Raw genomic sequence first — 13,294 nt, 5'->3', positions numbered from 1 at the left:
GCGCCCTGTTGGTGCTGCAACCTGTTATGCCCGTACTGGCTGCGGAGGTGAGTGTTGCTGGAGGCAATACACAGCTAGATAAAGCCGCTAATGGTGTACCGGTAGTGAACATCGCCACACCAAATCAGTCCGGAATTTCCCACAACCAATATAACGACTTCAATGTGGGTAAAGAGGGACTGATCCTCAATAATGCTACCGGTCAGTTGACGCAATCTCAACTGGGTGGGCTGATTCAAAACAATCCGAATTTACAGTCAGGCAACGAAGCTAAAGCCATTATCAATGAAGTGGTGGGCACTAACCGTTCACAGTTGCAAGGCTATCTGGAAGTGGCCGGTAAGCAAGCCAGTGTCATGGTGGCAAACCCGTACGGTATCACCTGCGATGGCTGCGGATTTATTAATACCCCGAATGTGACACTGACCACCGGCAAGCCAATGATGGATGCCAACGGTAAATTGCAGGCATTGGAAGTTACTCAGGGAGCCATCTCGATTCAGGGCAAAGGCCTCGATGCCAGCCAGAGTAGTGCATTGTCAATTATCAGCCGTGCCACTGAGATTAACGCCCAACTTTATGCGCAAGACCTCACGCTGATTGCCGGTAGCAACCGGGTGGACTCGGCCGGCCATGTTAGTGCGCTGCAAGGCAAAGGTGATGTCCCCAAAGTGGCGGTTGATACCGGCGCATTGGGCGGGATGTATGCCAATCGCATCCGTCTGGTGTCCAGTGAGAAAGGGGTAGGTGTTAACCTCGGTAACCTCAATGCCCGTCAGGGGGATATCCAACTGGATAGCAGCGGCAAGCTGACCCTCAATAATTCGCTGGCACAGGGCAGCCTGAATGTCAGCGCGACCGAAATGACTCTGGGTGGCAACCATAAATCCGGGCAGGATATGGTGTTGAGTAGCCAAGGCAAGCTGTCCGTGAACAACGCTTCGCTCAATTCGGACCAGCAACTCGCACTCAAAGGCGGCGATTTGGCACTGGAGCAATCCACACTCAGTGCGGCCAAAGCAGTCACTCTGGATTCTACGGGCAAGTTACGTGCAGCCAACAGCACGGTACAGGCAGGTAGCGACGTTCAAGGCAAATTGGTTGGCGGACAAACGCTGACGCTGAAAGGCACCGAGCAACAGTGGTTGAATAGTCAGCTCGGGGCTGGAACCGTGCTTGCGACAGCGCAAAACAACCTAATTCTGGATGGGAGTTCCACGCTAACGGGTCTTGATGGTGTGACCTTACAAGGTGGCACCCTGAATTTGGCGGGTAAAACCAGCTCTGGCGGTGATGCCACTCTGCAAGGTACTGACCTGCAAAGTACCCGCAATAGCCTGTTCAATGCACAGGGCGATATTCATCTCACTTTCAGTGGTAATGCAAATTGGCAGGGGCAGCTTACCGCCGGGCGGGATCTTACACTACAGGCCGCCACACTGGATAACAGTGGACAACTTGCAGCCAATCGCCACAACCAAATAACGGCACAAATCCTCAATAATAGCGGGCTGATGCAAGCTCAGGGTTCCCAAAACCTAGATGTCGGACAACTCGACAATCGTGGTCAACTGCAATCAGCTGGCGCATTGACATTGAATGCTGAGACGGTGAATAACCGCGGTCTGATTGGCTCAGAGCAGCAGTTAGCCCTGACGGTGCGCGATATCTTGCACGTTGATGGGTCACTGTACGCCGAAGGGCCGCTGAACGTGCGAGCGGGTGAGTTCCTGTTGGCGGGACGGGCAACAGGGAAACAGGGTATCGCTATCAACAGCAACCTGACTGCCGCTGAAGGCTCGGTGCTACTCAGTTCCGGCGATATTCACCTGCAAGGGGGTGAATTAATGCTGAGCGGATTGCTGTCCGGCGATCACACCCTGACCGTGGAGGGAGAGCAGTTCACCACGGGCAACAGCGCGCAAATTCAGGCTAAAGATAGCATCACATTGAATACTGAGAAGAATGCTCAGCTCGCTGGTATTTTTACGACGCTTGGTGACCTGAATGTTGTCGCCGGAACAGCCGAAAACCGGGCGGATATCGCTGCACGCAATATTGGGTGGCACAGTGACAGCCTTACCCAGCAAGGCCGCATGCAGGCTGAGCAAGGTTTGACACTGACAGCCAATCAGCTTAACCAACAAGGGACCTTGCAAGCTGGACAGCAGTTGGTGCTGCGTGGTGAGCAATTGGTCAACAGTGGACGGGTTGGCGCTCCGCAACTCGAACTGGCCTTTACCCGTAGTCTAGACAACAGCGGCTCACTGATCGCAAGTCAGGGGTTAACTCTGGACGTTCCCTCGTTGAGCAACAGCGGCACCCTAGCAGCAAACGTATTGGCATTGAAAACCCACAATCTGGACAACAGCGGGCTTATGCAGGCCGACGTCAATGCCATTATTGATGCACAAACATTCAACAATAGAGATGAAGGACGTTTGCTGGCAGGGGAAACTCTGACTTTACAAGGTGCACAACTGGACAATGCCGGCAAACTGCAAGCCAACCGCCTGAATATTGAAACACAAACTTGGGATAACACCGGCAGTGCATTAGGTATTGACCAACTCACGGCCAAAGCCACACAAAGCCTCACCAACCACGGGCAACTGTTGAGTCAGGGCCCTCTCACGCTAAGCACGGAGTCATTGACCAATAATGGAAAAATACTCAGTGAGAACCAGCTCAACCTCAATGCACAGCAATTTATCAATCAGGGTGAAGCGCAAGGCACCACGACAGAGTTGAATGCTGAGCAGTTAACCAACAGTGGTCATCTGATTGGCGTCGAGCATCTGGTGTTGCAATTGCAGCAGGATTTGAACAATGCCACCGGCGGTAAGCTACTGAGCGGCGGTGATCTGAAGGTGAATGCAGCGGCTGTTAACAATGCCGGAACATGGCAAGGCGAGCAGATTATTTTAGCAGCGCGCCAACTGGATAACACCGGGACTTTGCAGGCGGATAACCGCATCCAACTCGATCTCACCGGTGATCTTAAAAGCGGTGTAGGTAGCCAAATAGTCACCCTCGGTGAAGCAGCGATTAACGCGCTGGCGTTGGTTAACCACGGCAACTGGCAGGCGACTTCGCTATTCTTGAAAGGCGATTCGCTGCTCAACAGTGGTGTCATCGCTGGGGTTAATCAGCTTAAGTCTGAAATAAGTCACGACATCACCCAACAAAAAAGCGGTGAGATGCTGAGTAATGGCTTACTAACCCTGAATGCCACCCAAGTCGATAATCAGGGGCGTATACAGGCCCATTCTCTGGCGCTACACGCGGCAGACATGACCAATACTGGGGTGATGCAAGGCCAGGATATATTCAATGCCCAACTGAGTGGCGTGTTCCATAACCTTGCCAGCGGTGACCTACGCAGCCAAAACGAGTTGAACCTGAATGCTGCAGGGTTAGATAACGCGGGTAACATTCAGAGCACTGGAGCCAGCACATTCGTGTTGACGACGCCAATGCTTAACACGGGCAAAATTGTTGTCGGGGGGGATTTAGATATTGGCGCTCTCGCCCTCAACAACAGTGGCTGGCTGCAAGCGAATAACATCACTTTTAACGGTACGCGACTGGACAACACCGGTACGTTGATAGCTGCGGGCGATAACCTGTTGACGTTTGATATTTTCAACAATCGGGGAACGGTACAGGGCGACAACCTGCAACTGAAGATTGGCAGCCTGAATAATGCAGGCACCCTGCTGGCCACACGCCAGATGGGCGTTCAGGCGCAACAGATTGAGAACCAACAGGATGCTAAGTTCTTCAGCGCAGGCGACCTGACAGTAGTCAGCGGTACATTTAGCCTATTTGGACAATTGGTCGCCTTGGGCAACCTTTCCCTGACCCTCAATGATGCCCTTACACAGCACGGCACTCTGGCCGCAGGCAAAATGCTCAACCTATCCAGTCACGGGGATATCACCCTCGCGGGCACTACGCAGGGGCAAAGCCTGTCTATCCATAGTCTGGGGCATTTCACCAACAGCGGAACACTGCGCGGTGGTAATGGCGATGTCCGTATTGAGGCCATGGGTATCACACAAGATGATACGGCCAGTCTGCAAGCTGGGGGCCGCATACAGTTGCTGAGTAGCAGCACTATCAGCAACAACGGCTTTATCGGCACCGCAGGCGACCTGCTATTAAGCGCCACCAGTCAATTGTTCAACAGCGGCATGTTGTACAGCGGTAGCAATATGCAACTGCTGGCAGACCGGATCACCAACCACTACGGCGATATTTTAGCGGACAACCGTCTGTGGATGCAGAAAGATGCCACTGGCAATGCCAACAGCGAGGTTATTAACACTTCAGGCACCATTGAAACTGGGCGCGGTGATATCACCATCAATACCGCCCATTTACTCAATCAGCGTGATGGACTGAGTGTGACTCGCACAGACAAGGATCTGACGAATGAATATCCTTGGTTAAATGGGGCAATAGTAAAAGTGCCACTGAGTTTCTTCGAGGAAGGTGAGGTTGGTTATTACACGATAAAAATCACTCGGCAAGAAGCTGGGGATGATGCCAATCAAGTGAGTCACACATATACTTATGCCGCCCCCTTTGAGAAAACGCGAGAGCTGGCGTTATCTGTTTCGACCCTTTCAGTCACCAGCAAGGGGGCTGCAGGACGTATCGCTGCCGGTAAAGATCTTGTCGTCACCGCTCAAACACTCGATAACCTGGCCAGCGATATTTTCTCTAACGGTGATATTTCTCTTACGGGTAATACGCTGAATAATCAGTCCTGGTTGGCAGGGACAGAAACACGTTATCAAACCTACCGCACAGGAGAACTTCCTCAGTCCAGACATTGGTATGAGGTGTCCAAATTAAAGCCTCTTAATATCTTCGCCTTAGGGCAAATTGAGGACCAGTCCGTTACCTACACCGCTGATGGGGATATACGTACTGAACGCAGTGAAGACAGCCAGCTCTACCGCTCCGTCATTCAAGCGGGCGGTGCAGTTAATGCCCATTTCACCGGCGACATGAGTAACACCACAGCCACGCCAAATGCGGGCGGAGTGAGTCATACACTGGCAGCTCCTAAGCTAGATTTACTATCGCAACCGGATAATATCGGTACTGCACAGGCGCAGGATTTGACGGATGATCAACATATCACCGTGGGAACACCCGCCTGGAAAGATAATTTGCAGAATGCGCTGGGTTCCTTGGGCAACAATGCCACCGAGTTAGCTGATTATCCGTTGCCGAATAGCAACAATGGCCACTTTGTGCTGGCCCCCGATCCAAGCAGCCCGTATCTGATCACCACCAACCCCAAACTGAATGAATTGGGGCAACTCGATAACAGCCTGTTTGACGGGTTGTATGCGATGCTGGGCCAGCAACCTGGAGCGGCACCACAGGAAAATAACAGCCAGTTCACCGATCAAAACAAATTCCTCGGCTCGTCTTATTTCCTCGACCGCTTAAACCTGAAACCTGATTATGACTATCGTTTCCTTGGCGATGCGGCTTTTGACACCCGCTATATCAGTAATGCTGTTCTGAGCCAAACCGGCCAGCGCTACCTCAATGGTCTTGGGTCGGATTTGGCCCAGATGCAATACCTTATCGACAATGCTGCACAAGCCCAAACTGGGCTGGGACTCACACTGGGTGTCAGCCTGACAGCGGAACAGGTTGCCGCGCTGAACAAAAGTATTGTCTGGTGGGAAGAAATTAATGTTAACGGCCAGACGGTTTTAGCCCCCAAATTGTATCTGGCGAAAGCGGATAGCGCCTCACTAACCGGCAGCGTCATCGCTGGTAATCAGGTTAATCTTGATGCAGGTAAAGTTATCAATACGGAAAGTACCCTCAAGGCTGACCAGTTGTTGGCGGTGAATAGCCAAACCTCAATGAGCAACCTGCAAGGCGGGGAAATCACGTCCGGCGGTAGCCTGCAACTAAGTGCTATCGGTGATATCAGTAACATCGGCTCCAGCATCGCTGGTCAGCAAGTAGCGCTGGCAAGCCTTGATGGGAATATCATCAATCAAACACTCACCCAACAGTGGACAGCAACGACGGCCGGTAATGGCCGTTGGGATAGCGAGTCATTGTCATTAACCCGCACAGAAGTGGGTGATACCGCCACTATCAGCGCTGGAGACTCTCTCAGCTTGAAGGCTGGCAAAGACATTTTAGTCACGGGTGCCAAGGTCTCTGCTGGTGGTAACCTGGATATGCAAGCGGGCGGTGATATTGCTGTCAAAGCCAATACTACGCTCAGCAATAATGAACATAATAAACAGCAGGATAAACGTAACGGTTATCAAAAAAGCGAGCAGCGCGATAGCTTAGGCAGTGACATCAGTGCTGGCGGCGACCTAACACTCAATGCAGGCAACGATGTGTCACTGACGGCCAGTGAATTGGCCGCTAAGGGGAATGTCGGGCTATCTGCAGGACGTGATATTTCGCTGGAAACAGCGGAGAGAAATAGCCAACAAAAAACCAATAATAGTGAAAATCGTACCAATGATGCCACTCGCTCAGTGATCACCAGTGGCAATAATCTGACATTGGATGCCGGGCGGGATATCAACTCACAGGCAGCAGCGCTGGTGTCAGATAACGACACTACCCTCAAGGCGGGCCGTGACGTCAATCTTAATGCCCAGCAAAGCAGCACCTACAGCGAAAGCCACGGCGATCGCAAACAACAGATCAATGAATCTACTCGTCAGCAAGGGACTGAAAGCGTCAGCGGTGGGGACACCACCATTCTGGCCGGTAATGACATTAATCTACAGGCCACACAGGCGCAGGCCAGTGGTGATATTGCCCTGAAAGCTGGTCATGACATTAATGTGGCTACGGCGACGGAAAGTGATTATTCCTTCTTTGAAGAAACTACCGTCAAAAAGAAAAGGTTATCGAAGACCACCACCCACGTGGTATCTGAAGATTACGCGACACAGGAGCAAGGTTCGCTGCTCAGTGGCAAAAATGTCTCGTTGTCTGCCGGTAATGACTTACAGGTGAAAGGCTCGGCGGTTGTTGGTGACAATAATGTCGCACTGATTGCGGGCAACAATGTGGATATTGTGGCGGCCACCGAAGAACAATCCAGCTACCGTTTGTCTGAACAGAAAAAAAGCGGCATGTTCAGTGGTGGCGGTATCGGGGTCACTATTGGCAGCACCTCATCACGCCAACAAAGCCGTGATTCCGGGACGACACAAAGCCAAAGCGCCAGCACCATTGGTAGCACGGGCGGCGATGTCACCATCAACGCTGGCGGCACTGCCCATATTGGTGGCGCGGATATTCTGGCCAAGCAAAACCTGAATGTCACCGGTGATAGCGTCGTCATTGAACCGGGTCAGGACAAACGCAGCAGCGATCAGCGTTATGAACAAAAAAGCAGTGGCCTGACACTCGCTCTTTCTGGCGCAGTCGGCTCAGCGTTGAACACCGCGGTAACGACCGTACAAGACGCTAAAAACGAAACCAGTGGTCGTTTAGCTGCATTACAGGGAACCAAAGCGGCTCTGACAGGAGTATCGGCTAAACAGGCCGTGGATCTGGCACAGGCACAGGGCAATACCGATACCGGCAGCCTGATTGGCATCAGTGTGTCATTAGGCTCACAAAAATCGACCTCTCAACAACATCAGGAACAGCAGTCTGTCAGTGGCTCAACCCTTACCGCGGGCAATGACCTCAATATCACCGCCACCGGCAAAGGCCAGAGTGCCAACAGCGGCGATATCATTATTGGCGGGAGCCAGCTCAAAGCCGGCCACGACACCACCTTGGATGCCGATCGTGACCTGTTGTTACTCGGTGCAGCCAATACCCAGAAAACGGAAGGCAGCAACAGCAGCAGTGGTGGCAACATCGGTGCCAGTATTACTTTTGGCGATAAAATCGGGCTCAGTATTTTCGCTAATGCCAACAGCAGTAAAGGCAAAGACAGTGGCGATGGCACTTATTGGTCTGAAACCACCCTCGACAGTGGCAATACTCTGTCGCTGGCTAGCGGCCGCGACACCACGCTATTAGGCGCACAGCTCAGTGGCGATAAAGTCGAAGCCGATGTCGGCCGCAATCTAACCCTGCAAAGCCAGCAAGACAGTGACCGTTATGACTCGAAACAGCAGAGTATCAGTGGCGGCGTCAGTGTGGTGGTATGGGGAGCGGGCAATAGCTCGGCAAACTTAAGTGCTACTCAAGACAAAATGCACAGTAACTTTGATTCGGTGCAAGAACAGACCGGCATCTTTGCGGGCAAAGGTGGCTTTGATATTACCGTCGGGGAACACACCCAGCTTAACGGGGCAGTGATTGGTTCTACGGCAACGGCTGATAAGAACAAACTGGATACCGGCACACTGGGCTTTAGCAATATTGAAAATAAAGCGGAGTTCAAAACCGAGCATCAGGGGGGGAGTATCAGCACCGGCGGTAGTGTGGCGGATAACTTCCTCGGTAACATGGGCAATCTGGTGCTGGTCGGGGCCAATAATAATGGCAACGCACAAGGCACCACCCATGCGGCAGTATCCGACGGTAGCATTATCATTCGTGATACAGACAAACAGCAGCAGAATGTTGATAGCCTGAGTCGTGACGTCGAACATGCCAATAACGCCCTCACCCCTATCTTTGATAAAGAGAAAGAGCAAAATCGCCTGAAAGAAGCGCAGTTGATTGGCGAGATTGGCGGGCAGGTGTTTGATGTTATTAGTACGCATGGGCAGATCCAAGCCACCACGGCGGCGAAAGATGCACTGGCGAAAAGCGGCAATCTCAACCCTACGCCGAAAGAGATAGAAGCATCGCAAGCCTACAAAGATGCCATGAAAGATTATGGCATTGGTGGCACCTACCAAAAGATCGCGCAAGCAGCCACCGCCGCCCTGCAAGGGTTGGCGGGCGGGGATATGACCAAAGCACTGGCAGGTGCATCAGCACCGTATCTGGCACAGATGATTAAAGATGTCGCTGGTGACGATAATGAAGCCGCGCGCATTGGCGCACATGCAGTGTTGGGCGCAGTGCTTTCCCATCTGCAAGGTAACAGCGCCGCCGCAGGTGGTGCTGGCGCTTTAAGTGGTGAACTGGCCGCTATTTACATCAAAAATAATCTCTACCCGAATATTGAGACCAAAGACCTGACCGAAGCACAGAAGCAGGTTATTGTTAACCTCAGTTCTCTGGCTGCGGGACTGTCTGGTGGCATCGCTGGAGATAGCACAGGCAGCGCCGTTGCCGGTGCGCAGGCTGGGAAGAATGCGGCTGAGAATAACTCGGTGGGTAACCTTGGTGATATTTTTGGTAGCCAGGGTGAGAAATATTTTGAGGGCGTGGCCTCTTTAGAAAAAGAACTTTTACAAGATTCAAATCTGACTGATCAAGAAAAACAGACAATCCGTGATCAGTATATAAAAGGTGACTTACCTGAGGATGTTATCAAGGCTATCTTGGAGAACAATCCAGGATCAGATACTGTGATGGCATTATTGAATGCAAAAAATCCAGAAGATTATGCGTTAGCATTATTAAGCACATTACCTGCTGAACGTGCATTAGCCTTAATTGGAAAAATGACAAAAGGCGTTCAAGCAACTGGAGTCTTTAATATAGCTGATCGAGTTTATACTCAATTAAATGACTCACGGTTGGGGAGTTTGTCTGGGAAGCTTAACGCTGCAGAGCTGCAAAAGCTTGCTAACAACCCAGCGGCGGTGCGTGTTTATGATGCAAGAAGTGGTCATATCAATGTAATACAAAGCGTTGATGGAAAACTTTTGCGCATTACAGTGCCAAACAATGAAATGAAAATAATATCTGTCGGTCCTATTAGGCCAAATCAAGTGAAAAATCTTATTGAAAAAGGTTCTTTTGTTCCTTTACCTTGAGGTACTGATGAGTATGGCAAAAATACATATTGAAGAAATACAAAAATATCTTGCGTCACGAGGCGAAAAAGATGCATTACCTCATGTGAACAACGGCGAGGGTTATTTTCTTGAAATCCGATTTGATGGTCAAACGCAGAAGGCTTCACACTGTATAGATGAAGAGCTTAAAAACAAAGTCATTACGGCTGACTGTCCTTATGGAATGGTGACAATTATTTTTGGTGACGACGGGCAACTCGTTTCTTTAGATTTAAGTTGATTACTCAATCCCAGCCAACAAGCTGGGATTCTTACATATACATACTGCCGCCCCACTTCCTGCAACTGGACTACATGAGGAACAATAATAACGGCCAGTTGACTGTTTAATCAGTGTTCATAAGGGGTTCTAGTTGAATTCAGGAGGGATCACAGGAGTCGCATTTGATAGTTAATCACGTTGAATTTATTGATTATTTTTCTATGCGCTATTCTGGCGTGCCCCCAATTATGCCCCCACATGTTTTTCCTTGATGACTAACTGGCTGTTTTATGAACGCATCAAGCCAAGGTTGAACTGTGCTCGTTGAACATCCAAAGGTGTTAGCCAAGGTTCTTGATCCTGCCAGGAGAAACCCTTCTGGTCAATGCGAACAAGTTCGAATCGTTCCACAAGGAAGTTAACGGCATCAGTAAGATTCACCCCGGCCTCTATGTGTTCCAGAATCGCCGTATCGTCACTGAACGGCGCTTCATTGATTGTGAGGCCGTAATGATGCTCAAAAAGGTACGTTAACAATTGTTGCCATACTTTGACAGGGGACACGCGTGACGGTACCGGCGCTGTGATCGGAGCGGTTGAGATTTGCATGTATTAGGTCCTGATAAAAAAGAGTTAAGAAGGGGTTACCTGTCTCCAGGCTAAAGATAAATGGTGATGTAAACGTAGCCACAGCTACCACAGGTATCCGCTATGCAGGTAAACCCGGCAAAGTGAACTGCTACCAGGTGTTGCTGGCGCGGGTTTAGCTCGCCGGTACGCAGCAGATTTTCAAGTTGTTCTGTGAGCGCTGGGAAAGATCGCTCTAAAGCCTGCAGCTGCTCAGGGGTAAAGTTTCCCGTCAACCCGGCCCTGTCTGCTAAATAATGCAGCCGGTTGCCTTCCTGAACTAATCTGGCACCAAAACGTGGAACAATATCGTTTTTTAGCCCCCATTCATGGGCTGGTATTAATGACATGAAAACCTCCCTTTAAAGCAGACCAAGCTCAGAAAAAGACACCACCTCGTTTCCCACTACAAGATGATCCAGCACTCGCACCTCAACCAGTGCCAGCGCTTTCATCACCCGCTGAGTGATATGTTTATCCTGTTGGCTGATTTCTGTCGTACCTGATGGATGGTTGTGCGCCAGAATGACCGCAGCAGCGTTATGCTTCAGGGCCGATTTCACCACTTCACGGGGATGCACCTCGGTATGGCTGAGCGTGCCGGTAAACAGTGTTTCTCGGCCCAACAGGCAGTGTTGATTATCGAGATACATCACAATAAACACTTCACGCTCCTGTTGAGCCATATACAGCTGCAGCCAGGTTTTGGTGAAACTTGTGGAGGTAAATGGCTCACTGGGCTGACGCTGATATTTCTCAACAATTCGTAATGCCCGTCGAATAATAAGTTGCTCGTTGGCCGGAAATACCATGGATAAATTGGATACAGACATAATGGTTCCTTAAAACAAAAGGCCCCGCTGGTTTATTAGCAGGGCCTGAAGAATGATAAAAAGTTTCATGAAGCGAGATGCAACATATTCTCGGCCATCACCCACAGAGCACGATTGAGCTTCACATCGCCGTCGATACCGTTTACCGCACGGGTATGAGCACGCTTGCCGCTGGTCGTGCGCCCCGAAAGGCCACCTTTAATCAGGTTTTCCTGAATACGCTGGTAAGTGGTCCACAGGTCGTTGCTCTCGTCCTGCCAGCGACGTGGCGAAAGTATCTGCGATTCCATCACAGGTTGATGCTCTTCACCAAAGCGATATGTTAATGCTGCTTTTGCCATCGCCTGCTGAGCGGGTGGCGGTAACAAAAGTGACTGCATGGCATCACGCTTCTCCTCCACCCGGTCAAACACGCCGAGCACTTCGTAAGCCCCTTCAATCACCTTCTCAATGACATTACCTTTATGCGGCACCCGCACTTCTCCGAATGACTGGCCGCAGACCAGTCCGTTGGTACAGACGCCACGAAACAGCCCCGGCAGCATCTGGTAGCTCGATGAGCCGTCATGACTGTTAAGAAGAATGATTTCCGGTACCTGATGGCCGGTCAGTTGCCCGGCGCGACGCAAGCGCAGCATGTGTTTGGTGTGCTCCCGCTTGCTCTGGTCACGAACCTTTGTCTGGCAAGCAAAGAACGGCTCAAAGCCTTCACGCTGCAGACTTTCGAGGATGGTGATGGTCGGGATGTAGGTATAGCGGTCGGAGCGTGATTCATGTTTATCACTCCCGAACACGCTGGGCACATGCGCCATCAGCTCTTCGTGGGTGAGCGGACGGTCACGGCGTATCTGGTTAATGCGGCCAAAGCGGCTGGCTAATCTCATGACGGGTTCCTTATTCGGTCGGCATAAATGAAAAAGGCCATATCCTTTCGGGGATATGGCCTGTGATTGCAGTGGAAGCTAATTATCGTTAAGTGTCGGGTGAACCTTCATGCTGTGTTTTTGCAGTAACCTCCGAAACCGCGCCAGCGCTCATTGCATCATGGTGGGCAGGAAGTGCGGTGATGCTGAGCCTGTCATGACGGTATTGCTGCAGTTGCGCCAACAATGGCTTCTTACGTGAGTGCAGATAGGTCCGGCACACCTCCCGGCTGACGGCCAGCCTGACCGCTGCCGGAAGCAGCTCATAGGCCTTTTCAAAAACCGCATCCACAAACGCATCATCGCTGAGCCTGTTCTCGGCCAGATTCAGCAATCCGTGTACCACGATGCTTTCCAGCATCTGTTTGGATTTCGATATTTTGCTGTCGCTGACGGGCTCGCCCAACTCAGGAAGAGGATTCGTCGCGTTGACCTCAGTGAGGTCATCATTGCCTGTTTCTGGCGGTTTTCCTCTGTGACGGGAAAAGTGCATTTTGCTTTTCAGCCCACTCAGTTTCCCTTTTATCGTGTCAGTCATGGGATTGGCATCCTGTGATTTATAGTGAGGCTCAGGCCAGCGAGGCCAGTTTTTTTAGACCCTTAATCAGGCTCAACATGGTCAGACTGGCCCCGAGCGTCTGAACCAGCATCGACTGGCTGCGCATCATCGTAACCCCGGCAACACTCAGGACTAGCGGCCAGGTAAGGTCGGGGGTTTCAGTTTTTCGCGTTTCTTTTTTCACGATTTATGCCCTTGTG

Annotated in this window: 8 protein-coding genes; 2 read left to right on the top strand and 6 right to left on the bottom strand. The window is 51.1% G+C overall.

Annotation, left to right across the window (positions count from 1 at the left end):
* Positions 1-26: 26 nt before the first annotated feature.
* Together DA391_RS00410 and DA391_RS00405 are read left to right on the top strand one after the other, a co-directional pair.
* Positions 27-9,908, top strand: coding sequence for a hemagglutinin repeat-containing protein (locus DA391_RS00410; RefSeq protein ID WP_430980871.1), 9,882 nt, complete (start codon positions 27-29; stop codon positions 9,906-9,908).
* Between the two features lie 13 nt (positions 9,909-9,921).
* A complete protein-coding gene (locus DA391_RS00405; RefSeq protein ID WP_050873955.1) occupies positions 9,922-10,170 on the top strand; it encodes a hypothetical protein in 249 nt (82 codons plus the stop codon).
* A 270-nt stretch (positions 10,171-10,440) separates the two neighbouring features.
* Here the strand turns inward: DA391_RS00405 and DA391_RS00400 are convergent, their stop codons facing one another.
* From DA391_RS00400 to DA391_RS24310, 6 genes are all read right to left on the bottom strand, one after another.
* A complete protein-coding gene (locus tag DA391_RS00400) occupies positions 10,441-10,761 on the bottom strand; it encodes a TA system toxin CbtA family protein (RefSeq protein ID WP_108087236.1) in 321 nt (106 codons plus the stop codon).
* Positions 10,762-10,811: 50 nt separating this feature from the next.
* Positions 10,812-11,129, bottom strand: a complete 318-nt coding sequence (locus tag DA391_RS00395; RefSeq protein ID WP_108087235.1) for a type IV toxin-antitoxin system YeeU family antitoxin — start codon at positions 11,127-11,129, stop codon at positions 10,812-10,814.
* 12 nt (positions 11,130-11,141) lie between these two features.
* The gene (radC, locus tag DA391_RS00390) at positions 11,142-11,612 is read right to left on the bottom strand and encodes a RadC family protein (RefSeq protein ID WP_108087234.1); all 471 of its coding nucleotides are present in this window, start codon (positions 11,610-11,612) and stop codon (positions 11,142-11,144) included.
* 65 nt (positions 11,613-11,677) lie between these two features.
* Positions 11,678-12,496, bottom strand: coding sequence for a DUF932 domain-containing protein (locus DA391_RS00385; RefSeq protein WP_108087233.1), 819 nt, complete (start codon positions 12,494-12,496; stop codon positions 11,678-11,680).
* 88 nt (positions 12,497-12,584) lie between these two features.
* Positions 12,585-13,073: a hypothetical protein gene (locus tag DA391_RS00380; RefSeq protein WP_108087232.1), complete on the bottom strand. Its 489-nt coding sequence runs from the start codon at positions 13,071-13,073 to the stop codon at positions 12,585-12,587.
* Between the two features lie 31 nt (positions 13,074-13,104).
* Complete coding sequence (locus tag DA391_RS24310) at positions 13,105-13,278, bottom strand: hypothetical protein (protein ID WP_167398153.1); 174 nt, start codon at positions 13,276-13,278, stop codon at positions 13,105-13,107.
* Between the last annotated feature and the right edge of the window lie 16 nt (positions 13,279-13,294).

This window comes from Yersinia massiliensis (assembly GCF_003048255.1).
GTDB lineage: Bacteria > Pseudomonadota > Gammaproteobacteria > Enterobacterales > Enterobacteriaceae > Yersinia > Yersinia massiliensis_A.
This window is presented reverse-complemented; position numbering and strand designations above follow the sequence as displayed.

Coding starts and splice junctions, on each gene's coding strand:
- DA391_RS00410 (WP_430980871.1), top strand. CDS start 27: ATGCCCGTACTGGCTGCGGAGGTGAGTGTTGCTGGAGGCAATACACAG.
- DA391_RS00405 (WP_050873955.1), top strand. CDS start 9,922: ATGGCAAAAATACATATTGAAGAAATACAAAAATATCTTGCGTCACGA.
- DA391_RS00400 (WP_108087236.1), bottom strand. CDS start 10,761: ATGCAAATCTCAACCGCTCCGATCACAGCGCCGGTACCGTCACGCGTG.
- DA391_RS00395 (WP_108087235.1), bottom strand. CDS start 11,129: ATGTCATTAATACCAGCCCATGAATGGGGGCTAAAAAACGATATTGTT.
- radC (WP_108087234.1), bottom strand. CDS start 11,612: ATGTCTGTATCCAATTTATCCATGGTATTTCCGGCCAACGAGCAACTT.
- DA391_RS00385 (WP_108087233.1), bottom strand. CDS start 12,496: ATGAGATTAGCCAGCCGCTTTGGCCGCATTAACCAGATACGCCGTGAC.
- DA391_RS00380 (WP_108087232.1), bottom strand. CDS start 13,073: ATGACTGACACGATAAAAGGGAAACTGAGTGGGCTGAAAAGCAAAATG.